We start from the raw sequence: 18160 nt of genomic DNA on the forward strand, positions 1-18160 counted from the left end.
ATCCTATGTCAAAGCGAATTAAAAAGCTGATGGAAGAACGCAACATCACAATGGAACAGATTGCAAAAGAAACAATGATTAATATTGATAAACTCAAGAAAATCATTAATGAACCGCATGAGGGAGATGTAACTTCCGTTAAGCTGATCGCTTTGGTACTGGATGTTTCCATTGATGATCTTATTGATGATAACGAATTTAAACGGAAGGAGGAACAGGACGATGAGTGCAGAAATTAAACCTATTAAGGAATACAAGGTGTTTGAGGATATTATGAGCTTTCTCTACACCAAAGACATAGCCAGCAGCTCAGGTAACTCAAAGTACCAAACTCAGGATTTAACTGCTGTTTCTAATACACGAAAAAATTATGCATGTGATATAAAGCAATTTTTCAGAATCATAAAAGAAAAAGAAATCGAATATTTGTCTGAAAAAGATTTAGAAATCACTAAAAGCGACCTTGCGGGGTATATAAAACATCTTCAAAGTAAAGGACTTGTAAATAAGAGTATTAAAAGAAAATTAGCATCCTTAAGAATGCTATATAAATACCTTAACCACGATTACAAAGAATTTATTGATTTAAGCGTATTTGACTCTGTTGGAAAGTTGAAAACAGTTGAGAAGAATTGGGGAAGAACAAACAAAGAAGAAGCTGATCTTATAGCCGAAGATATGTATATTAACGAACGTCAAAAACCATTACACAAAAAACTGTGTGTGAAGGCAGCAGCAAGAACTTCTTTTCGTCTTAGCGCATTATTAGTTTTAAGATGGATTGATTTTGAACTTGATCCGACGACCGGTCATTATGTGGTTTCAGTTTTAGACAAGGGCTCTAAAGTGGTGTCTACTGGAATCAATAAATCTTTTTATGAAGAGCTTTTAGAACTAAGAGATGAAAACGCAGTCGACACGGATTATGTTTTTAAAGGTCTATCTGAGCAATCTCTAAGACATTCTCTAAAGCGGTCTAAAGAAAGGTTGGGAATACCGCCTGAGAGGGACTTGAAATTTCACTCTTTTAAGGGCGTGGGTATTGACTATGTTTACGAACACACTGGTCACGACATATTAGCTGCGAGGGAGCAAGGTAATCATAGCAGTGTAGCAACCACTGAACGTTATATGAGTAAAAGAAAAGATATATCCAAGGCTGCAGGCGTTATTATGGATGAGGACATTGAAATTGACATTCTTTATGAAGCTAAAAAAGAAGATTTTATTTCTTTTTTTGAAACAGTGGAGCCGTCAATACTGAATAAATTCATTAAATTCCAATCGGAATCAAAAGAGAAATGATTATAATAATTATTATTTATTTTTCTCTTGATAATAAAGTTTCCCTTTGGTAACTTTATTTTAGCAACATAATATGAGGTGATATAATGACGGTAATATTTGACCAATCTGCAAATGAGAAATTGCTCACCGAAATGAGAGACGTGTTTTCTGAAAAAAAACATATACGCTCTTTTATAAATGATGTCCAAATAGGTATGGCGGAGTTCAAAATACCTCCTGGTACAACACAAAAAATAATTAACGAATTAGAAAATCCAGAGTTAGACCTTTCTAAAGAATACATGTATTTTTTAGCTAAATGCCTATTCAAGATTCTTGAATCAGAAAGGTTTAACCCTGCCAATTATTTTACTGAAGCCGATATGCAGGATATTGAAACGCTTTGGGAAGGTGAAGTGGAAGACGAAATTAAACTTCCTTACACCTTTAAAAACGCTGTTAAATACTCAGATAGCAATTTAACATTCCAGATTACTGCTGAAGAGCTTTATCGTCTATTTGAAAATAAGCTACTTCATTATAATCCGAATGCTCAAAGAACAAATAAAACCAAGAAACTTGAAGGAACTGATATTGAAATACCCGTTCCTGAATTAAATAAAAAATCAGTAGATGAAATTAAAGAGTTGTTTAAAGAGGGAAAATTAATAAGTTCAATGTTCACTTTTAATGCACGTGTAGGCAGCGCGGATGAAGGAATTGAGTTAATATATGACGAAGAAAATATGTCTTTAACTGTAACTGAAGGTACAATTTTGGACGTGCTGGACGGGTATCATAGACTTATCGGGATAACCACTGCTATTAGACAACATCCTGAATTAAAGCATTTGCTAAAGCGTGTGTTCAAAGTAGACATATACAATTACACTCAAAAACAGGCTAGAGAGCATTTTGGACAACAGAACACTATAAACCCTGTGAAAAAATCTAAGGTTGCTGAGATGAGTCAGCATTATTTCTCGAATAAGATCGTTAAGTTTATTCAAGATAACAGTCTCATTGGCGATTACATTAAGACTAACAGTGATTGGATCAACCGCGGGCAAAACCTGTTAATTACTTTTTCGGATTTCAAGAAAGCTGTTGAACGCAACTATTCTAAAAAGGATTTTAGCAATCAAGCAGACATCTTGAAAACCGGGAGATACTTAAGTGCCTTTTTTGATGCTATGGCCAATATTTATATTGATGAATTTTTAGGCAGTATTGCAGACGAACGGAAGCGATCTCTTGTTAACGCCAATTTGTTTTTTAACGGCTATGTTCAATTAGCGAAACGATTACAGGAATCAGATGTATTGATTGATGATGTAGAAAATAAGGTCGAAGAGATACTAAAACCAATTGATTTCAGAAAAGACAATCCTCTTTGGAAGGAGCTTGGGGTCATTGATAATAACGGTAATCCGAGAGCTCCTCAAAAAATTTGTGACTTCTTCAGAGAAATAGAGATAGAGCAGCAATTTAATTAGCTTAGGAGATGTTTGATGCAATGTTCAATAGTGATATTAAGGAAAAGTATTTAGATTCTGTTACAGAGGCAGTAGCTCATCAGTTGAGACCCCTGTTCTCAAAATCAGAAATAACGGAAAATCTTTATAAAAAAGATATTTATGATTTCACTTCAGTACAGATTTTAGAGCTAATACGATCATTCGATCAAACAACAATTGGGAGTGTAAAAAGAACATTATCATTATTGTCAATGTATATCGATTGGGCAGCATCTTATAATTTGAGCAAGGGTACTGTAAATTTAGCGAGAACTATATCGAATGAAGAGCTATATGGGTGCTTAGGTGGTAAAAAATTATACATCTCCTATAGTGAACTGGAAGAGATGCAAGAAAAACTGGTCAATTATCAATCGAAAGCAGTTCTAAGATGTTTGTTTGATGGCATTTCAGGCATGGCGCACTCAGAACTTCTTAGTCTTTCACGGCAACAAATTGAAGAAGCGATGTTAAATGGTAACGTTCTAACATTGCATGACATAAAGAATGGCGATCGCAAATTAAAAGTTAGCAGCGATTGTCTCATAATTGCATTAAACGCTTCAAAGGAAACCAAGTATCAATTGAAAAATGGTAGAGGCGAAGGCTGGGCAAAAGAAGTCTCCCTGGTGGACAATGACTATGTAATAAAAACTAAAATAACTCGGGGAAAAAATGAAGGGCAAGCCGGTAGACATATAATCACAAATTTAATTACGGATATCTCAGAATTCTTTAAAATAAACTTTCTTACGCCTAATACAATTGTAAGGTCAGGTCATCTTTATCGAGCGTATCAGCTTTATAAAGAAAGAGGCGTTGTCGATAATGCCGTTAGATACCAGATCATCGATGATTTTAATTTAGTTGTTAGTAATAGATCTAGGGCTGTTTACAGTATGAAAGATTACGTTAATGAAGAAGTGATAAAAAAGCTTTATGCAGAAGAGTTAGGTTTAAAAGAAGAAGAATTAATTTAAATTTTATTTCCCTGCCCAGCTTAAAGCTGGGTGTTTTGTTATGTTTAAAAATAAAAAATATGCATAATATTAATATTCATATGAAAAATTTCGACATTCGACAAAACTAGACACAATATGCCAAAATAAGTTCTTTCCACCAATGGCAGCATGTAGTAAAATAGTTGTGTAAACCGTATGGTTTACTCAGGAGGAGACCAAGACATTTGTCTTAGTCGAAACTCAATGCCGTTCAACCTTGAATTCATAGAGATCTTCCACATTACAATCTAATGCTTCAGCGATTCTTTTAGCTGTTCTGATAGTCATCTCGACTTTTTTCATCCGGTTATAATCGCTCAATTGCTGCTTTTTGATTCCTGTTATTTCAGCAAGTTCATTAATTGTAATGTCTTTCTTTCTACAAAGTTCAGGTATCAAGCATTGCCCGATCCCAACTTTAATCATTATCGGACATCCTCCTGCTAGTTCTGTTATGGAAAGACATAATACATATCATACCATACGATGACTTCAAATAACCACTAGCGTTACACTCATATTAATTGTATAATGTTATCAAACAAAACAGAACGCTTGTTCCCTTGTAAGGTTGTCGGAGAGAAAAAACATAGTATAGGAGAATGAGGATGGCAGGTTATTTGAACAATGTATCACTACATCTAGAAATTGCACTTAAAAACAAAGCAAAAAACGAAGAGGTTTCTCAAAGCCTTGCTGAAAGACTGTGTGAAAAACTCATGGTCGCCAGGGAAGTATGCTTTCTGCAGGCAGACGGGACAGTTGAGAAATTTAAATTGAATGACATTGATTATGAGGTATCTAATACTGAAGAAGTACTTTAAATAAAAAAAATAGGAAGACTCCATGGAATTACAGCATGTGCATTACAGCAGTGTAGTTGGAGCTTGTAGGTGAACACGTGAAATTGTTTGTTGATCTTCAGGATTACAACACCGTTAATCTCAAACTAACTAAAAAGATTTTGACATCAGAGCAATATCAATTCCTTTTAAATTTTAATGGCAAACATGTAGACGTAACAGTGTCCGTAACACCAGAAAATCTGGTGAAAATAAGGGATCATATCAATGAAATAATATTTAAATTTGCAGAATGAAAAATCAAATTCGGTCATCTGGAAAAAATATGATCGAATTTGATTGACAAAGATTATTTTGTAGCGTAAATTATAGTTAAATATAAAAAATAAGTATCTGGTGGTGAGTTAGAAAAACAATGCTCCTTGATGAAAAGTTGAGTAAATTAAAAGACGCATATGATACACTTCTCATTCACAAAGACAAAAAAGAAATGAGAAGAGTTGTAGGGCTATTTCATTCAATAATCGATTATGCGTATGAAGGTATGTACATAGCAGAGATACAAATTGACCAAGAAGGAGAGGCCAATGATTAGAACAAAAAGCTGTATGAACAATACAATTTCATTAACTGATTTTAATAAAGTAAGTTTAGTTAGAAGAATTATAGAAAAAGAGAAAATTGGTTATGTGTGCACACATCCGATAAAAGAAAAATACTTTGAATTTGTTGATGCCGGCTCCGATAAGAAGGGAAGCAAATACAAAAGGGAATACATAGGGTATACAAAATTCTTTATTAAAATGAAGTTAGATAAAAATGAAATATAAGTACATAAAATGTAAGTTTTATAGAGATTCGGATAAGGGGGAATAACATGGGTGCATTAATCGCCAAACAGCCTAATGGACGGTACTGTCGATTTAGTTCAGTGGTTGACTGTCCGACGCACATAAATATGACGCGTGAAGACTATTTAAATAATTTTACTGGCACAACAAAAGGAAGGGAAGATGCTGAAGATACATTGGTGAATTATCTCCAGCCGTTTCATGAAGTAATAAAGTGGTATACGCCGTTGAATATGAGCGAAAAAGAATTTGTGGAGGCACTAAAAGAAATGTGTGACGAAAACCCAAAGGAGGCACGGAAATTATGATCACCGCATACAGAGTGTGGGACGGCGAGCAGATGCATCATTGGGATGATGAAGGGTTGAGCCTTGAAATTAATAGAAATGGGTGGGTTTTATGGCGTGAGGAAGGAAGGGGATGCAGGGTTAGTATCGCAGAAAGCGGAGACGGGGACGTTCTCATGTGGGGTACAGAGTTGAAGGATGAGAACGGAAAGTTAGTTTATGACGGTTCTGTATTTAAAGTGCCAGTTAGTATCAATCGACAAATTCATGGAAGTTCTGCTATTTACGAGGTTGTTCAAAGGAATGGTATATGGATTCAGCAATTTTTGAAAAGTGAAAAAGGGTTTAGGGCAAGGGGTTACATGGCGGGGTTATTGATAGATAATTTCGAGAATGATAGAGAATCATTGTTATTTGATGAAAAATTCCTTGAAACATTTGTCCCGAAAATTGAAGTCATCGGAGACGTTTACCGTAAGCCTGAGTTATTGGAGGACGCGGAATGACAATCAATTTGAAAGTGAAACAAGAGAAGCGCAAAGGGGCATCAATTAATGATATCCAAGATGGATACTTCATTTTAAAGGATGACGATGTTTGGATTGTGAAAATAGATGTTACAAATAGCGATAAGATATATTTAATCGAGTTAGAGACGTTCGATGTTAAAACTGTATCAACAAAGAACGAGTTGAAAAGTTCGTTTGCAGATTGGAACAGAATTAAGATATTAAGTCCGAAACAGGTGAATTTAAATATCGGGTTCCAGTGGAGAGAGTAAAGGAGGGCGCGGAATGACGTGGATAGATTTAGTGAGGAATTACTTTCCCGATGCAAATGATAAGCAGTGTGATTTTATATTGTGGGAAAAAACTGCTTTTCCTTTAGCTTCTGTGGAAACTATTGAAAATCAGTTGCAGGAATATCAAACAAACATGTTTGCAGATAGAAAGAGTAATCGGGTCACTAAGGAGGGTGCTTATGAATGCTGAAGTAAAGCGTATTGAATATAAGCTTTGGTACGAAGTTAAGTTCGGTTGGAAGCATTTCAGTTTCGGTGCCAATGATGATAAAACTGCATTGAAATATGCAGAGGAATACGCAAAAAATAACTACCTCATAAATTATAAAGTGGAAAAAATAACGAATGAGAGATTGTTTTGGACTGAGGAGGGTGCGGAATGAAATTTAAAAGCTTTGACATACATCGTAAAGAACAATGGGATTTAAACAACATTAAGCCGCTGATATGCATACACAAAGAATATGATAGCGGCTCCGGAAGTAAAAGGGTTCTGTGCATAGGATTCGATAAACGTAAACCTGTGTTTGTTTTTGCCAATCCCTTTAAATACAGATACTGAAGAGGAGGTCGCAGAATGAGAACCTATTCAAAAAAGGCGAACATGTTGTTATGCATACCTGTGGCGAAGCAGAACATTATGACGGCAGAGTTTGGGCATGTAAAAGCGACGAATTTACAGATAGAGCTGGTCAGCAAGTTGTTTTCTTAGAAGGATTTTCGGATACTTCTTGGTTGATTTTCTGCAAAGAGTGAACTTGGTTATGCCTGTGAAGGAGGGTGCGGAATGAGTGAGATAGTTCCTTGTATCCAATGCGGAAAGATGACAGAAGCGGACATGACTATGTGTTGTGATGGATATATGTGCGGATGTAAGGGGCTTCCTATTCAGTCGCCTTTATGTGAAGAGTGCGATAAGACATTTTTTGAAGGGGTGCGGAATGATCCAAAATAACAAGGTACTTACAAGCTTTATCTATTATACGACTTTATACAAACTAGCAGAATCAAAAGGATTTAAAATCCTCCCACAGAAAGACCATTTAGAGATTTTTGCTCCATTTTACGGGAGTGACCAAGGTGTCAAAATTAAAACAGATGAAGATTTAGCTGAAGTTATTCAAGACATCCTTCAGTATAAAATTTAAGCCAATAAAAGATGCATTTTAAAGTATCTCAAGGGGAGTAATGAAATTGGAAAAAGAATGATTTGAAAAAAAAGCGCTTGAATACAAATTAACGGGAGGTAAAACGATGAAAATTATTAACGTTTACGGAGACGGAGATTATGCAGCGTTGTTTATTGAGGATGAGTATGGGATTGAACGTGCCTATAAAGAAGCGGTTGCAAACGGTGGAAAAGTAAGCATTGAAGGGGACGATTATCAACAGGTTTACGTTGAGGTTCTGGAATTTGGCGCTGTTGACGAAAAATTTATCGCTTATATTCGAGATAAGCAAGATTCCGACATGGCTAAGGACAGCAACTTTTTCGTTATTGATGAGTCGTCATAAATCCGATAACTAAATCAACTCTGTGTAAAAGTTGCGAAGAAATGCTTGATCACAGTGTTGTAGGCAACGCCCTTGGAGAAAGCAGTTTGGATAAAAGTAAAATTTTAATGGAATAGAAGGGAAGAGATTTTTTTTGACACATTACAAGTACATTTGCAGAACTGGCTGCGGCCATACCACTATTATTGATAAATTTTATAAGAGACAGAGAGCGTTTTGTGGAATATGCGGGACTCGTTCAACAATGGAGTACATGGGTGAGGTTGAACTTAAAGAGGGTTCCTTGGATTTAGAATTAAGCATTGAAAAGATTAAGCACTATTCAAAGAAACTTGAACGATTGGCAAGCTTTAATGCAGCAGACGGTGAAGAAATCTTAAAGGATAAGTTGTTTGAAATTGACCAGATTTCAACAGATATGAACGAGTGGTGTAAAACCATTTTGTAAAATACGCAATGAATCGGAAGATGGAGAATGATGTTTCATATATGGAGTATATAATACACGATCACGAAAGTTTTGCTTGGAATAACAGAACCATCAAAAACAAAAGCAAGAAAAAAGTATTCGATCGAATTGGCTCAGATGCCTACAAATGGCGTTTAAAAATTAAAAGAAAGTAGATGAAAAAATGAAGTTTGCACCAATGGATAAAGTTAAATTAAAAACAGCTAGTCATTTCAACAAACTTCGAACTTTAAAGAAAAGAGTTCCTGAATTAGATGATCCTTTACTAGGTGAATGCTGGGAATTTGAAGAAGATGGTTTAAAACAATTTGATTGGGAGGAGAACTACGAATTTGTCGCTAGACCCAAACATTTTAATTGGGATTAAAACAGAATCTAATTGAAGTTAAATGAGCATCGGGGGAATAAAAATGGAGAAAATGAACTTGCTAAAAGAAGTAACAATATTTGACCCGGATAAAATCCAACCAGGAACTGAAGTTAAAGTGATCTGGTATAAGGGTTCAGAGATGGAGTATACGCACCATGGTGAAGTTATCATCAATAATGGGGAAAAGTTCTTCTATACTTACATTGATAAAGAAGGCCATGTAGGACACTGTCATGTGAACGCACTTGATTTGAAGAACTATCCAGACAGTCTAATTGTTGAAATTAAATCATAACAAACATATGAAATAAGGGAGGGAAATAAAGATGACGGAATCACAATTAAGGGAAGAAAATGAAAATTTAAAAAGGCAAGTCGATCATATGAAAGATGTCTATAAAGAAAATATGTATCTTCATATGGCAGTAAGACAAGGCGAACAGTTAAAGGCTAACCTACAAGCTTATTTGCGACAAGATGACCGAGTATATAGTCCTCATTTCATTACACCAAAACAAAAACAATATATCGTGACTCTGTTCAAAAAACATGGCTTGTCTCCACTCAGTAAAGCGAAACGAAAAGTAGTTAGGCGCTTTAATGGTGGCGGTTTGCTATCGGAACACGAAGCACATCAAATTATACAAATGTACGAAAAGAAAGCAGGTGCTAAATAATGGCTAAAGCAGTTAAAGTCGCATTCAGCGAGCGTGCTGAGGATCAGCAACGTTTAAGACAGGTAGGCGGTTCAATTGTATTCGCCAAAAACGGTAAAGCGCAGTTTAGTTTCCCTTCAATGGACCACTACCGGGAATGGCAGCGGCTTGGTGCGGAAGCATACAAAAGAAAGGCAGGGATTATTTAATGCAAGCAGAGGTTTTCGCTTCGACAGCGGACATGAGTCGGGACGAATGGCTTCTTGAGCGACGGAAGGGCATCGGCGGTTCAGATGCCTCCGTAATCTTGGGGTTAAACAAATGGAGAACCGCATTTGAATTATGGCTGGACAAAACGGGACAAGTCCCGGTCAGTGAGTCAGCCAGTGAGGCGGCATACGTCGAAAAGCATCCAATCATCTACCGTGAGGAATTAAAGCCATCTGCTGGCGTAACGATGCGGCTGCCGTCATAAAACGTAAAAAAGCACCGAAGCCGTGGCCTCGATGCTCTGATATGAACTGGTACTTCTATCATAGCACAGGGGGCGGCCAGAGTGAACAAGCCAACAGAAATAAAAAATCATGAAACAACTATTCAGCAAAGCATCGAGCCGGGGAAAGTCCGCATCATCGTTTTAGATGGAACTGAAGGGACTGCTCATTTAATGGACGCCCCGGAACATGGTAAAACAATCATTCAAACAATAAAAGGCGGCCTGGCTCGTTGTGATTACGAGATCGGCCATAAATTCAAATAGCAGGGGTTTCCCCTGCGGGGGAGGAACGGACATGGATAAATTACAGGAAATTATAAGCGACTTGTCATTGTGGCATTTAGCTTCAAAAGAGGAATTGAAGCCACTCGATATAAATGCAGGACCTTGCTACATCATCGAGCAGAGTTATGTCAAAGACATAATGATCGGCTACATGAGAAAACAGCAGGCAATCATTGAGGAACACCAACGCCAGCAGGAAGTCACGGTCATTCAGTTTCGGCAGGCTCAAGAAGAGATTCAGCGGCTTAAATACGAGAATGACAATTTCAGAAGGTTGCTTGCTACATTCACCGATGAAGAGGACGACCCTTTCGGAGTGGTAAGCAAGGCCTTAAACGGTCAGTTTCCTGCTGAATGGGAGGGGGATGCGGAATGAATAACATAAAAATCCGGTATGTGTTCCGACATAAGGAAACAGGCAATGTCGAATTGAAAACATACTTTATCAGTCAGCTTGAAGAACGCCCGGCGCGCAAACTGTCTCCCGTCTTTTGTGAAGAGTTCGGTTACGAGTTGATCAGCCGCGATTTATATACCGGCACGAAGGACAAAAACGGCAAAGAGATTTATGAAGGCGATATTGATTTGACAGACCATGAACCAATGATTGTTGTCTTTAAAGATGGCCGGTTTGGTCTTAAATTCCTCGATAATCATGCTTATTTTGATGATTGTATAGATTGGGAAGAATGCGAGATCAGCGGCAATGTATATCAAAATCCGGAATTGTTAGGCGGTGCGGCGGTATGAAGACAAAAAAAGTAACGATTCCCGCCCACGATACCAATGGTTTCCTGATCGGGTTCAAGGAAGTCAATGCACTTTGGGAATGCCCTACTTGTGGCGGGGAAATGGGAAATCCTCAGCTCACGCAGCACGCTGAAGACGGATTCTTTGGACAGGTTCATATTTGGAAAAATCCCTGCGGACATGTAGCTCATTATAAAAATCTTCAGATTGTAGGTGACGCGGAATGAGCGAATTATCCCAAGAACAAACTTGTCCGTATTGCTATTGCACAGAAGAAGCATCCTTTTCTAACTGGGATTCAGACAGCGACGGGATCGTAACATGTACGAGTTGCTACAAAGAATATTATTCAATGCCCCAATATCGCTTTGAGGGTTGGCAGGTTGAAAAAATATGCGAAGAATGCGGTCATGAAAAAAGTGAATGCCATTGCGAGGGGGAAGAAAAATGATGCCATTACAAGTAGAACTACAACGGAACGTGAAGGCCACGAAGGACGAAGCAATGACCGTCGAGCAGGCGGCCGAGCTTTTAAAGGTTCACCCGGACTACATCCCGACGCTTGTCGCTCGGTCTGACGATCTGAAAATGATCGGCGACCATACCATTATCGCTAAACGGGATAAAACAAATATCTGGCTGGTCGGGGCATGTGTGGGGCTTTTCTTCTTCGCTGTCTCTGTGCTGCCAAATTTGATCGGGGGTTAAGGGATGGCACGCTCACCGTTAATCTGGTTTGGCGGCAAAGGTCGATATCGCATTTGATTTTGTACATAGAAGACCACATAAGAAGAAGTATTTAGCTTAAAACAGATGAAAAAGGAGCCAAAGAAGCTCCTTACATGTTTAAACAACTTTTGTATAAATAGCCGTATAAAACCCTATTGAGTAATCGAAATAATAACGTGTAAGTGTATAAGTATAGCCATTGTATTCAAGAGAAGGTTTGAAGTTTGGTAGTGGGCTAAGCTGATATATAGTGTCATAATCATATTCATCACTTTTTACTATCACTTCAGACGAAGAACTTGTTGCCAAGACAGGAGAAGCAGCGGCCATCATACCTAATGATAAAGCAGAACTCAATAAAATTTTTCGAAGGTTCAAACATATCAGCTCCATTTACATTTTATATATTAATTATGAGTTAAATGGAAGTTGCTTTGAAGTGAATAATGAATCATAACTAGTTAAAATCGTGATTTTAAACAGATAGGAGGAAATTATGGCTGACGGATATGTATTAATTGAAGTAAATTCAGACGGAGAAGGAAGGATAAAAGATGAAGTTGTCAACTGGTTTGACTTCCGATTCGACACTGTGGATTTTAATGCCAGTCAAGGACTAAATCAATTAATGGAGCAAATATCAAAAGAAGTAAAAGATGAGCTGGTCTTGGTTGCTTTTAATTATCGTGTCGAGTCATCCTATGATTCTTGGAGTGGAGCAACTGAATATGAGGACTTCTTTGATATTGAATTTTTTAAAACAGTTAGAAATAATTACAAGAAGTTTTACCAGGGCTTAGTGACAGCAGAGCTAGAAGTTGATATCAATGGTTTTGACAATATTAAATTCATGCCAAACGATGATAATCATAACTATTATAGAAACTTAATTGCTGAATGGGAAGAGTTTTACAATGAAGATTTTATCCCATTAAGTCTTAATAAAAGATAGTTTTCAACTAAACATAAAGGATGGATCGTTATCAAATTATAAAAAATCCGATAACGATCGCAGGAGGGGATGTTAATCTCTATAACGCCTTCTTTCCTCAAAGTCATCGGGATACTCATTCTGCTTTGACTTGGACTTGAATACAAACCAAATTACAGCAGCTAGCATGTAATCCATGACTTTATCAAAAGTCCAATTTGTGAAAAGATCCAGAAGAAAATTCATTAGATTTCACCTCCGAGAATATTTGGCATCTGTCTTGCATAATGCCTTTGCAATATAAAGAGTGAAATCCAATATGAAAGTCTAAAAAGAATTGAAAAAACTTTAAAAAATATTGAGGTGGGATAAATGATGGAAACTAAGGCGAACACAAATACAAAGATTCACGTACTGGCTGACGAAACACTTGGCGGCCTCAAGCGCGAATACGTAGAGATCGATCGGAAGGCGGAGGTTGGCGAGAAGATCGTAATTGTTGAGAAAAATGATTTCGAAGGGTACGAGAACGGCGATGTTTTTACGGTAGATCGTGATTTCCACTCTGAAATGGATTTCGTGGAAAGTGACGTAGCTGCATCCTACGGTAACGATAGTGGGGCTATCTATCACGATGAATACCACGTGCTCGAACCGACCGACATCGTACACATTGACGGTCGACGCTACGAAATGGTTGAACGTGAGGGGGAAGTAGGCGATAAAGTCATTCATGTTTATAAAGGAGAGTCGAATGGCATTGTCCGAGTTATTCGCAAAGCCGACGACGATGGAGTGGATGTTGATACATTCGAAGATGAGGAAGAATTATATAGCGGTTTTTATCATGGATATTATTACGTTCTTGTCCCTCTAGATAAAGAGAAGATCTTTGAAAATAAAAATAGTGGATACAAAGAAGTCAAAAACTACATACATAATGAATTAGGTATTTCAAGGCAAGACGTACAAGAAATGATTAGTATTGCGGTTTCTAATGAAGTTCAGAAGATGTCTGAGTCAGGAAAACTGGATAGAATTGCGGGAGCAAAGATTGAGGCACTTATTGAAGAAGGCTTTAAAAATGGAAGTCGGCTGCTATATGGCTTTAAAGAAAGAGTATCAGAAACAGTTTCCGAAGAAGTAGGTAAACGTATTGCAAATGTATTGAACATTAATGTGGAATTAAAGGGAGAAAGAAATTGACCAAACACGAACGAGAAGACTATTTAAACAGGCTTGCTGATTACGGACTAACAGAAGAAGAGGATGATGCAATGACAAGTATTATAGACGATTTAGGACTAGATTGGTGATCATATTAGAATAAAAATAAAATAGTTATTTTATAGAAAGAGGGGAAGAGTGCAGATGGCATCAGCAGAGCAATTGAAACGAATGAACGACATAAACGATTTGATTAAGCTTATCGCAAGTATTGATAGATGTACTTTCTACTGTAAGTCAAAGAATCGGATAGCGTATTTCAGGTTTAAGAAAAAACTGTTCTTCGTTGATGATTACACGGGGAGTGATGTTTACCCGTATGAAATGGGATACGGGCGTGCAAACGGCTTTTCGCATGGAGGCAACATGTGGCAGCTGGTCAACAGCTTCAGAAAATTCATCATAACAGGGAAATACGGTGAACTGAGGGATTATAAAGAAATATGGGCTTACAGCTATGAAGGATGTATGAAAATCCGTCAGAAGGCGAAGGAGATCGGTTTCATTGAGTGTGTTGATTACCCCTATAGTTTTGATGAATGGGCAAGTTAAAACTAATTGATTCATGTACTAAATTTTCATCAAAATTAATTAACTTTGCACTAAGGAATTATGTAACGGAGAGATTAGACTCTCCAGGATTCAAAGGAAGGTATGCGTAGTTTACCATGCTTAGTCTTAAATCTGTGCTTAACCTTACATAAGATCGGTTCTATAAATACATATTCATCAGATTCAGACTTTACTTGTTTCATAGAGTGGAACTTACTTCGTTCTGCGTGTGGCATGAATTCCATAAACCCAGCTGCAGTTCCATCAGGATAACACAGAAGGAATTTTATATCCTTTTTGGTGTAGCCGGTTATGAGAACTTCAGTGTAATCATAGTTGATCACTTTCAACCAATTATGTGAACGTTTATTGATCTCATAAGGGGAGTCAGCTTTCTTGAGTACGATTCCCTCTAAGTTCTTTTCTTTGGCCAGATTGAAGTAAGCGAGTCCGTTACCTTGAATTCCTTCGATTACAAAGACATTAGGGTGATTCAGTTCAAGTGAATTTAGAACTGTCTTACGCTCTGAAAGCGACTTAGCTGCGATTGACTGACCGTCTTTGTAGATAACATCAAAAACACAATAAACAATCTTGTGAGCTGATTTTTTGGACATGAAACGTTCCATTACAGCTTCAAAGTCAGGAACACCGCCTGGTGCAGATACAATGACTTCACCATCGAGTACTGTTCCATCTGGGATATCTAAGTCCAAGAGTTCAGGAAATTTATTTGTTACTTCATTGTTGTGACGAGTGTACAGCTTAATCTGGTTATCAAACTTGGAAAAGATGAGTCTGATGCCATCAAACTACAATTCGGTAATATAATTCTCATCATCGAAAAGTTCAGGTTCCTTTATTGAATGTAATAACATTGGCGATACAAACAAAATGTCACCTCCTACTTAGAACATAATAGCTAAGCGAAGGTGATATATAAAGCAATATGGCAGTGGTAGTTAATGGGATTCAATGAGCTCTGGCGAATTATTTTTAGGTGAATTAACTAAGGATGAAACCTGATAGGCTTCCATGTCGTTGGGATCGTATGGCTGCAGTAAGCTTTGCAGATAATCAGGGTTAGTATTTTTAGGGTTGAGCCATTCCTTTTTATTCTCATCAGTAAGGATAACCGGCATACGATCATGAATGTCTTCCATAAGCTCATTAGGCTTTGTTGTAATGATTGTGCAAGTGTACAACGGATTACCTTCTGGTGTGTTCCACTTTTCATACAAGCCGGCAAAAGCAAAGAGATTGGATGATTTAAGTTTAATTCGCATAGGAATCTTAGTCTTTGGATCAAGTCGTTTCCATTCATAAAAACTGTCAGCTGGAATGATGCAGCGTTTGCTTACAAGCGGCTTTCTAAAGCTTGGTTTCTCGGCCAATGTTTCGGCACGGGCATTGATCATTTTATAGCCGATCTTTTCGTCTTTAGCCCAAGGTGGTATAAGACCCCATCTAAGTTTGCCCAAACGGTTGTTTGATCCACCGTTGATGATTGTAAGTATGTTTTGTGATGGAGCGACATTATAGCTTGGATGATATTCATCTTCGGGTAAGAATTGATCTATATTGAATTGCTCAATGATGTCATCGAACTCAGAGAATAAAGTGAACCTGCCACACATGTTCATCATCCTTTAGGGTTTTTGAATATTGTACAGGCTTGATACACGAAAATCAAAAAGGAGGAATGTGATGCAGCAAACAGTAGAGGTTAAAGAAGTTGAAGTGTTGATCAGGGGAATATGGAGAAAGAAAAAGTTCACTGATATTCAAAAGGGGCAAACCTTTAAGATTGAGGAGAACGGGAGAACAATGAAGTACATAGCAAGAACAGATCCTTATTGGGATGACATGTATGAGACTTACATAATTGATTTGTTGGATAAAAATAAAATTAGAAGAAGTAAGTGAACAGAAATCTAATTAAAACAGAGATTTTATAAAGATAAAAATAAAATTAAAAAGGGGCATTTCCATTGAAGCTAATTGGTATTAAAACAAATAACTGTTTTTTGGTGTCTGACAATATTGAGGGTAAGAGATATTTTCATAGTCAATTAGATGAATTGCTATTCGATGGGAAACGAGCATCTGAAACGTATAAGTCAGACTGGTTTAAGCTAGATAAGGAGCCAAGTATTATTGAAAAGCAAATGCCAGCTAAAAAAATCAATCATAGGTATGAATTAAAAGAGGGATTCCAGGAAACTGATTTAACACCTCAAGTAATTAATGTTTCTTACATAGATGAGGAAAGTGAATATTACGAAGTAAAAGGTCTATATGATTTGAAATTTGAAGAAGTCCCACAACAGAATCAAAAAATTGAGTTTGAAATGAACGTAATTGAAGAGATTGACGGAGAACTTAAGCTGCAAAGTCATAATTTTAACTTGAATTATAACTTACTGGATAGAATTCAAACTCATCCAATGCTTCTTGAAACAAAGCCGTGCTACTTGTCCCGAGAAGAAAGCTATAAGATTATCAGAAACCATATAAAAGCCAATATAAACCCTAAATTTGCAAGAATTACGAGTGATTATGATTTCTGTTTAACTGTGGTCAAGGTTCTGGAGCTTTACAAACCTCACGAGTATATGGTTGATCTTAATGCAATGTACAAACGGAGAAAGCCTAAACTTGAGAAAAGATTTCAAACAAAGCGGGAAGTTGAAATTTACAATGTTGCACCTAAAGCCTGTCAGAGCTACCCAATTGTAGAACCGTTTAGTGGAAAGGACGTTGAAGATTTAAAGAGTAATATTAAGAAATTTTTAGATGATTTGATGGCTAAAATCAACGAGCCTTTAGTCGAATGTGAATGCTGCAAAGGAAGAGGGGTTATTTTGAATGAAAATTAAATTAGACAAAGTTTATATGGTAAATGAATTGGGGCTACCGGCATCCTCAATTTTAGAAGAAATCACTGACACATCAAGGTGGAGCGTTCACTATAGAATTGTATTTCCATATCAAGGACGCTTTTTTGAAACTTTCTATAGCAAGGGTGCCACTGAAAGCCAGCATGAAAGCCCTTGGGAATTTGAAGATCAAGTGGATTGTTATGAAGTGGAGTTAAAAGAAATGAAGGTTAGAAAATGGGTAAGAAAAGAAACTGAATAAAAACGATATTTTAACCAGTATCCAGGGAGGTAATAAAATGAATCTTTATGAAATTATACTGAAGCATTTTGCACCCAAGGGAAGTGAGCGGGGTATCTTTACATACTTGCTTGCTGAATCTGACGAAGAGGTTTATGAATGGTTGAAAGCTGACCCAAGCCTGTCAGACGGCAGGTGGGTTTGTACCCCATATGAAGACAATGAAGCCGACGACGAAACATATGCAATTTATAATAAAGACTATGAAATTATCGGTCATGAAAAGTATAAAGATCGAATGATTCGATTAAAAGGTGAGTTGAATGATGAAGTAGAACTAACCGATCTTTATTATGGAAAAACCTTAGTTGGGTGGAGAATAGTGAAAACAGATATTCCAACGGAACAAATTGAATTGTTAAAGGATTCAGGAGTCAGTATTGAGTCTGCATAAAAGTAAGGGGGTGGTAACAATGTGAGTTACCTATGTGATTTGAGTTATAAGAATAAAA

General features: G+C 37.1%; 36 protein-coding genes and 5 pseudogenes. 36 read left to right on the forward strand and 5 right to left on the reverse strand.

Going from position 1 to position 18160, the window contains the following annotated elements; genetic code table 11:
* Positions 1-5: 5 nt before the first annotated feature.
* From NSQ37_RS15065 to NSQ37_RS15080, 4 genes are all read left to right on the forward strand, one after another.
* The gene (locus tag NSQ37_RS15065; RefSeq protein ID WP_122503942.1) at positions 6-239 is read left to right on the forward strand and encodes a helix-turn-helix domain-containing protein; all 234 of its coding nucleotides are present in this window, start codon (positions 6-8) and stop codon (positions 237-239) included.
* A complete protein-coding gene (locus NSQ37_RS15070; protein ID WP_218791686.1) occupies positions 223-1305 on the forward strand; it encodes a tyrosine-type recombinase/integrase in 1083 nt (360 codons plus the stop codon). Before NSQ37_RS15065 ends, NSQ37_RS15070 begins: the two co-directional genes overlap by 17 nt.
* A gap of 86 nt (positions 1306-1391) precedes the next feature.
* Positions 1392-2783 carry a DNA sulfur modification protein DndB gene (locus tag NSQ37_RS15075; protein WP_122503945.1) on the forward strand — a complete coding sequence of 464 codons (1392 nt, stop codon included), beginning with the start codon at positions 1392-1394 and terminating at the stop codon, positions 2781-2783.
* Between the two features lie 20 nt (positions 2784-2803).
* The gene (locus NSQ37_RS15080) at positions 2804-3784 is read left to right on the forward strand and encodes a phage lytic cycle repressor MrpR family protein (RefSeq protein WP_122503947.1); all 981 of its coding nucleotides are present in this window, start codon (positions 2804-2806) and stop codon (positions 3782-3784) included.
* A gap of 222 nt (positions 3785-4006) precedes the next feature.
* Here the strand turns inward: NSQ37_RS15080 and NSQ37_RS15085 are convergent, their stop codons facing one another.
* A complete protein-coding gene (locus tag NSQ37_RS15085; RefSeq protein ID WP_122503948.1) occupies positions 4007-4231 on the reverse strand; it encodes a helix-turn-helix domain-containing protein in 225 nt (74 codons plus the stop codon).
* Between the two features lie 182 nt (positions 4232-4413).
* Between NSQ37_RS15085 and NSQ37_RS15090 the strand changes: the two genes are divergently transcribed.
* From NSQ37_RS15090 to NSQ37_RS15210, 25 genes and pseudogenes are all read left to right on the forward strand, one after another.
* Positions 4414-4629 carry a YopT family protein gene (locus NSQ37_RS15090; RefSeq protein ID WP_326365266.1) on the forward strand — a complete coding sequence of 72 codons (216 nt, stop codon included), beginning with the start codon at positions 4414-4416 and terminating at the stop codon, positions 4627-4629.
* A 394-nt stretch (positions 4630-5023) separates the two neighbouring features.
* Positions 5024-5203 (forward strand): hypothetical protein, encoded by a 180-nt coding sequence (locus NSQ37_RS15095; RefSeq protein WP_122503951.1) that lies wholly within the window; start codon positions 5024-5026, stop codon positions 5201-5203.
* Positions 5196-5438 carry a hypothetical protein gene (locus NSQ37_RS15100; RefSeq protein ID WP_341123995.1) on the forward strand — a complete coding sequence of 81 codons (243 nt, stop codon included), beginning with the start codon at positions 5196-5198 and terminating at the stop codon, positions 5436-5438. The genes NSQ37_RS15095 and NSQ37_RS15100 overlap by 8 nt, the downstream gene beginning before the upstream one ends.
* A 47-nt stretch (positions 5439-5485) precedes the next feature.
* Positions 5486-5767 (forward strand): hypothetical protein, encoded by a 282-nt coding sequence (locus NSQ37_RS15105; protein ID WP_240034128.1) that lies wholly within the window; start codon positions 5486-5488, stop codon positions 5765-5767.
* Positions 5764-6252, forward strand: a complete 489-nt coding sequence (locus NSQ37_RS15110) for a YopX family protein (RefSeq protein WP_341123996.1) — start codon at positions 5764-5766, stop codon at positions 6250-6252. The genes NSQ37_RS15105 and NSQ37_RS15110 overlap by 4 nt, the downstream gene beginning before the upstream one ends.
* Positions 6249-6527 (forward strand): hypothetical protein, encoded by a 279-nt coding sequence (locus NSQ37_RS15115; RefSeq protein WP_122503957.1) that lies wholly within the window; start codon positions 6249-6251, stop codon positions 6525-6527. The genes NSQ37_RS15110 and NSQ37_RS15115 overlap by 4 nt, the downstream gene beginning before the upstream one ends.
* A 13-nt stretch (positions 6528-6540) precedes the next feature.
* Entirely contained in the window at positions 6541-6738 is a 198-nt protein-coding gene (locus NSQ37_RS15120; RefSeq protein ID WP_122503958.1) for a hypothetical protein, read from the forward strand.
* Entirely contained in the window at positions 6728-6931 is a 204-nt protein-coding gene (locus tag NSQ37_RS15125) for a hypothetical protein (protein WP_122503960.1), read from the forward strand. The genes NSQ37_RS15120 and NSQ37_RS15125 overlap by 11 nt, the downstream gene beginning before the upstream one ends.
* Positions 6928-7110, forward strand: coding sequence for a hypothetical protein (locus NSQ37_RS15130; RefSeq protein WP_095353260.1), 183 nt, complete (start codon positions 6928-6930; stop codon positions 7108-7110). The genes NSQ37_RS15125 and NSQ37_RS15130 overlap by 4 nt, the downstream gene beginning before the upstream one ends.
* A 15-nt stretch (positions 7111-7125) precedes the next feature.
* On the forward strand, positions 7126-7260 hold the full coding sequence (locus tag NSQ37_RS15135; protein WP_275668669.1) for a hypothetical protein: 135 nt from the start codon (positions 7126-7128) through the stop codon (positions 7258-7260).
* A gap of 229 nt (positions 7261-7489) precedes the next feature.
* Positions 7490-7696, forward strand: coding sequence for a hypothetical protein (locus NSQ37_RS15140; RefSeq protein WP_341123997.1), 207 nt, complete (start codon positions 7490-7492; stop codon positions 7694-7696).
* A gap of 106 nt (positions 7697-7802) precedes the next feature.
* Positions 7803-8063, forward strand: a complete 261-nt coding sequence (locus NSQ37_RS15145) for a hypothetical protein (protein ID WP_069007472.1) — start codon at positions 7803-7805, stop codon at positions 8061-8063.
* A gap of 244 nt (positions 8064-8307) precedes the next feature.
* Positions 8308-8511: a hypothetical protein gene (locus tag NSQ37_RS15150; protein WP_326252526.1), complete on the forward strand. Its 204-nt coding sequence runs from the start codon at positions 8308-8310 to the stop codon at positions 8509-8511.
* A 20-nt stretch (positions 8512-8531) separates the two neighbouring features.
* Positions 8532-8687 (forward strand): annotated as a pseudogene (locus tag NSQ37_RS15155) (hypothetical protein).
* An 8-nt stretch (positions 8688-8695) separates the two neighbouring features.
* Positions 8696-8899, forward strand: coding sequence for a hypothetical protein (locus tag NSQ37_RS15160; protein ID WP_110124776.1), 204 nt, complete (start codon positions 8696-8698; stop codon positions 8897-8899).
* 43 nt (positions 8900-8942) lie between these two features.
* Positions 8943-9197 carry a hypothetical protein gene (locus NSQ37_RS15165; protein WP_169539258.1) on the forward strand — a complete coding sequence of 85 codons (255 nt, stop codon included), beginning with the start codon at positions 8943-8945 and terminating at the stop codon, positions 9195-9197.
* 31 nt (positions 9198-9228) lie between these two features.
* Positions 9229-9579 (forward strand): hypothetical protein, encoded by a 351-nt coding sequence (locus NSQ37_RS15170; protein ID WP_341123998.1) that lies wholly within the window; start codon positions 9229-9231, stop codon positions 9577-9579.
* A complete protein-coding gene (locus NSQ37_RS15175; protein ID WP_341123999.1) occupies positions 9579-9767 on the forward strand; it encodes a hypothetical protein in 189 nt (62 codons plus the stop codon). Before NSQ37_RS15170 ends, NSQ37_RS15175 begins: the two co-directional genes overlap by 1 nt.
* Positions 9767-9958 (forward strand): annotated as a pseudogene (locus tag NSQ37_RS15180) (YqaJ viral recombinase family protein); the annotation flags it as partial. The gene NSQ37_RS15175 and the pseudogene NSQ37_RS15180, both read left to right, overlap by 1 nt.
* 156 nt (positions 9959-10114) lie before the next feature.
* Positions 10115-10318 carry an XtrA/YqaO family protein gene (locus NSQ37_RS15185; protein WP_003155894.1) on the forward strand — a complete coding sequence of 68 codons (204 nt, stop codon included), beginning with the start codon at positions 10115-10117 and terminating at the stop codon, positions 10316-10318.
* Positions 10319-10349: 31 nt separating this feature from the next.
* On the forward strand, positions 10350-10715 hold the full coding sequence (locus NSQ37_RS15190; RefSeq protein WP_332286656.1) for a hypothetical protein: 366 nt from the start codon (positions 10350-10352) through the stop codon (positions 10713-10715).
* The gene (locus NSQ37_RS15195) at positions 10712-11089 is read left to right on the forward strand and encodes a YopX family protein (protein WP_332286655.1); all 378 of its coding nucleotides are present in this window, start codon (positions 10712-10714) and stop codon (positions 11087-11089) included. Before NSQ37_RS15190 ends, NSQ37_RS15195 begins: the two co-directional genes overlap by 4 nt.
* A complete protein-coding gene (locus NSQ37_RS15200; RefSeq protein ID WP_332286654.1) occupies positions 11086-11316 on the forward strand; it encodes a hypothetical protein in 231 nt (76 codons plus the stop codon). Before NSQ37_RS15195 ends, NSQ37_RS15200 begins: the two co-directional genes overlap by 4 nt.
* A gap of 220 nt (positions 11317-11536) precedes the next feature.
* Positions 11537-11797, forward strand: a complete 261-nt coding sequence (locus NSQ37_RS15205) for a hypothetical protein (protein ID WP_061046881.1) — start codon at positions 11537-11539, stop codon at positions 11795-11797.
* Positions 11798-11831: 34 nt separating this feature from the next.
* Positions 11832-11897: pseudogene (locus NSQ37_RS15210) on the forward strand (hypothetical protein); the annotation flags it as partial.
* A gap of 38 nt (positions 11898-11935) precedes the next feature.
* Here the strand turns inward: NSQ37_RS15210 and NSQ37_RS15215 are convergent.
* On the reverse strand, positions 11936-12196 hold the full coding sequence (locus NSQ37_RS15215) for a hypothetical protein (RefSeq protein ID WP_124692930.1): 261 nt from the start codon (positions 12194-12196) through the stop codon (positions 11936-11938).
* A 118-nt stretch (positions 12197-12314) separates the two neighbouring features.
* On the opposite strand from NSQ37_RS15215, the gene NSQ37_RS15220 reads away from it, so the two are divergent.
* Positions 12315-12770, forward strand: coding sequence for a hypothetical protein (locus tag NSQ37_RS15220; protein ID WP_341124000.1), 456 nt, complete (start codon positions 12315-12317; stop codon positions 12768-12770).
* A gap of 75 nt (positions 12771-12845) precedes the next feature.
* On the opposite strand, the pseudogene NSQ37_RS15225 reads toward NSQ37_RS15220, so the two are convergent.
* Positions 12846-12995, reverse strand: a pseudogene (locus tag NSQ37_RS15225) (hypothetical protein); the annotation flags it as partial.
* A 129-nt stretch (positions 12996-13124) separates the two neighbouring features.
* Between NSQ37_RS15225 and NSQ37_RS15230 the strand changes: the two are divergent.
* Entirely contained in the window at positions 13125-13955 is an 831-nt protein-coding gene (locus NSQ37_RS15230; protein WP_341124001.1) for a hypothetical protein, read from the forward strand.
* A gap of 165 nt (positions 13956-14120) precedes the next feature.
* The gene (locus tag NSQ37_RS15235) at positions 14121-14528 is read left to right on the forward strand and encodes a hypothetical protein (RefSeq protein WP_341124002.1); all 408 of its coding nucleotides are present in this window, start codon (positions 14121-14123) and stop codon (positions 14526-14528) included.
* A 74-nt stretch (positions 14529-14602) separates the two neighbouring features.
* Here NSQ37_RS15235 and NSQ37_RS15240 read toward each other — a convergent pair.
* Both NSQ37_RS15240 and NSQ37_RS15245 read right to left on the reverse strand, forming a co-directional pair.
* A pseudogene (locus NSQ37_RS15240) lies at positions 14603-15421 on the reverse strand (ATP-dependent DNA ligase).
* Between the two features lie 69 nt (positions 15422-15490).
* Positions 15491-16165: an SOS response-associated peptidase gene (locus tag NSQ37_RS15245; RefSeq protein WP_341124003.1), complete on the reverse strand. Its 675-nt coding sequence runs from the start codon at positions 16163-16165 to the stop codon at positions 15491-15493.
* 67 nt (positions 16166-16232) lie between these two features.
* Between NSQ37_RS15245 and NSQ37_RS15250 the strand changes: the two genes are divergently transcribed.
* From NSQ37_RS15250 to NSQ37_RS15265, 4 genes are all read left to right on the forward strand, one after another.
* Complete coding sequence (locus tag NSQ37_RS15250) at positions 16233-16454, forward strand: hypothetical protein (RefSeq protein WP_106034912.1); 222 nt, start codon at positions 16233-16235, stop codon at positions 16452-16454.
* Between the two features lie 65 nt (positions 16455-16519).
* On the forward strand, positions 16520-17407 hold the full coding sequence (locus NSQ37_RS15255; RefSeq protein ID WP_341124004.1) for a hypothetical protein: 888 nt from the start codon (positions 16520-16522) through the stop codon (positions 17405-17407).
* Positions 17397-17669 carry a hypothetical protein gene (locus tag NSQ37_RS15260; protein ID WP_341124005.1) on the forward strand — a complete coding sequence of 91 codons (273 nt, stop codon included), beginning with the start codon at positions 17397-17399 and terminating at the stop codon, positions 17667-17669. Before NSQ37_RS15255 ends, NSQ37_RS15260 begins: the two co-directional genes overlap by 11 nt.
* Positions 17670-17706: 37 nt before the next feature.
* A complete protein-coding gene (locus NSQ37_RS15265; protein ID WP_125122798.1) occupies positions 17707-18102 on the forward strand; it encodes a hypothetical protein in 396 nt (131 codons plus the stop codon).
* The last annotated feature ends 58 nt before the right edge of the window (positions 18103-18160 follow it).

Source organism: Bacillus sp. FSL P4-0334, from assembly GCF_038004825.1.
GTDB classification, from domain to species: Bacteria; Bacillota; Bacilli; order Bacillales; family Bacillaceae; genus Bacillus; species Bacillus velezensis.

What these genes read in the sequence shown, in the direction of transcription:
- NSQ37_RS15065 (WP_122503942.1), top strand. Translation starts at nt 6, where the DNA reads ATGTCAAAGCGAATTAAAAAGCTGATGGAAGAACGCAACATCACAATG.
- NSQ37_RS15070 (WP_218791686.1), top strand. Translation starts at nt 223, where the DNA reads ATGAGTGCAGAAATTAAACCTATTAAGGAATACAAGGTGTTTGAGGAT.
- NSQ37_RS15075 (WP_122503945.1), top strand. Translation starts at nt 1,392, where the DNA reads ATGACGGTAATATTTGACCAATCTGCAAATGAGAAATTGCTCACCGAA.
- NSQ37_RS15080 (WP_122503947.1), top strand. Translation starts at nt 2,804, where the DNA reads ATGTTCAATAGTGATATTAAGGAAAAGTATTTAGATTCTGTTACAGAG.
- NSQ37_RS15085 (WP_122503948.1), bottom strand. Translation starts at nt 4,231, where the DNA reads ATGATTAAAGTTGGGATCGGGCAATGCTTGATACCTGAACTTTGTAGA.
- NSQ37_RS15090 (WP_326365266.1), top strand. Translation starts at nt 4,414, where the DNA reads ATGGCAGGTTATTTGAACAATGTATCACTACATCTAGAAATTGCACTT.
- NSQ37_RS15095 (WP_122503951.1), top strand. Translation starts at nt 5,024, where the DNA reads ATGCTCCTTGATGAAAAGTTGAGTAAATTAAAAGACGCATATGATACA.
- NSQ37_RS15100 (WP_341123995.1), top strand. Translation starts at nt 5,196, where the DNA reads ATGATTAGAACAAAAAGCTGTATGAACAATACAATTTCATTAACTGAT.
- NSQ37_RS15105 (WP_240034128.1), top strand. Translation starts at nt 5,486, where the DNA reads ATGGGTGCATTAATCGCCAAACAGCCTAATGGACGGTACTGTCGATTT.
- NSQ37_RS15110 (WP_341123996.1), top strand. Translation starts at nt 5,764, where the DNA reads ATGATCACCGCATACAGAGTGTGGGACGGCGAGCAGATGCATCATTGG.
- NSQ37_RS15115 (WP_122503957.1), top strand. Translation starts at nt 6,249, where the DNA reads ATGACAATCAATTTGAAAGTGAAACAAGAGAAGCGCAAAGGGGCATCA.
- NSQ37_RS15120 (WP_122503958.1), top strand. Translation starts at nt 6,541, where the DNA reads ATGACGTGGATAGATTTAGTGAGGAATTACTTTCCCGATGCAAATGAT.
- NSQ37_RS15125 (WP_122503960.1), top strand. Translation starts at nt 6,728, where the DNA reads ATGAATGCTGAAGTAAAGCGTATTGAATATAAGCTTTGGTACGAAGTT.
- NSQ37_RS15130 (WP_095353260.1), top strand. Translation starts at nt 6,928, where the DNA reads ATGAAATTTAAAAGCTTTGACATACATCGTAAAGAACAATGGGATTTA.
- NSQ37_RS15135 (WP_275668669.1), top strand. Translation starts at nt 7,126, where the DNA reads ATGAGAACCTATTCAAAAAAGGCGAACATGTTGTTATGCATACCTGTG.
- NSQ37_RS15140 (WP_341123997.1), top strand. Translation starts at nt 7,490, where the DNA reads ATGATCCAAAATAACAAGGTACTTACAAGCTTTATCTATTATACGACT.
- NSQ37_RS15145 (WP_069007472.1), top strand. Translation starts at nt 7,803, where the DNA reads ATGAAAATTATTAACGTTTACGGAGACGGAGATTATGCAGCGTTGTTT.
- NSQ37_RS15150 (WP_326252526.1), top strand. Translation starts at nt 8,308, where the DNA reads ATGGAGTACATGGGTGAGGTTGAACTTAAAGAGGGTTCCTTGGATTTA.
- NSQ37_RS15160 (WP_110124776.1), top strand. Translation starts at nt 8,696, where the DNA reads ATGAAGTTTGCACCAATGGATAAAGTTAAATTAAAAACAGCTAGTCAT.
- NSQ37_RS15165 (WP_169539258.1), top strand. Translation starts at nt 8,943, where the DNA reads ATGGAGAAAATGAACTTGCTAAAAGAAGTAACAATATTTGACCCGGAT.
- NSQ37_RS15170 (WP_341123998.1), top strand. Translation starts at nt 9,229, where the DNA reads ATGACGGAATCACAATTAAGGGAAGAAAATGAAAATTTAAAAAGGCAA.
- NSQ37_RS15175 (WP_341123999.1), top strand. Translation starts at nt 9,579, where the DNA reads ATGGCTAAAGCAGTTAAAGTCGCATTCAGCGAGCGTGCTGAGGATCAG.
- NSQ37_RS15190 (WP_332286656.1), top strand. Translation starts at nt 10,350, where the DNA reads ATGGATAAATTACAGGAAATTATAAGCGACTTGTCATTGTGGCATTTA.
- NSQ37_RS15195 (WP_332286655.1), top strand. Translation starts at nt 10,712, where the DNA reads ATGAATAACATAAAAATCCGGTATGTGTTCCGACATAAGGAAACAGGC.
- NSQ37_RS15200 (WP_332286654.1), top strand. Translation starts at nt 11,086, where the DNA reads ATGAAGACAAAAAAAGTAACGATTCCCGCCCACGATACCAATGGTTTC.
- NSQ37_RS15205 (WP_061046881.1), top strand. Translation starts at nt 11,537, where the DNA reads ATGATGCCATTACAAGTAGAACTACAACGGAACGTGAAGGCCACGAAG.
- NSQ37_RS15220 (WP_341124000.1), top strand. Translation starts at nt 12,315, where the DNA reads ATGGCTGACGGATATGTATTAATTGAAGTAAATTCAGACGGAGAAGGA.
- NSQ37_RS15230 (WP_341124001.1), top strand. Translation starts at nt 13,125, where the DNA reads ATGGAAACTAAGGCGAACACAAATACAAAGATTCACGTACTGGCTGAC.
- NSQ37_RS15235 (WP_341124002.1), top strand. Translation starts at nt 14,121, where the DNA reads ATGGCATCAGCAGAGCAATTGAAACGAATGAACGACATAAACGATTTG.
- NSQ37_RS15245 (WP_341124003.1), bottom strand. Translation starts at nt 16,165, where the DNA reads ATGTGTGGCAGGTTCACTTTATTCTCTGAGTTCGATGACATCATTGAG.
- NSQ37_RS15260 (WP_341124005.1), top strand. Translation starts at nt 17,397, where the DNA reads ATGAAAATTAAATTAGACAAAGTTTATATGGTAAATGAATTGGGGCTA.
- NSQ37_RS15265 (WP_125122798.1), top strand. Translation starts at nt 17,707, where the DNA reads ATGAATCTTTATGAAATTATACTGAAGCATTTTGCACCCAAGGGAAGT.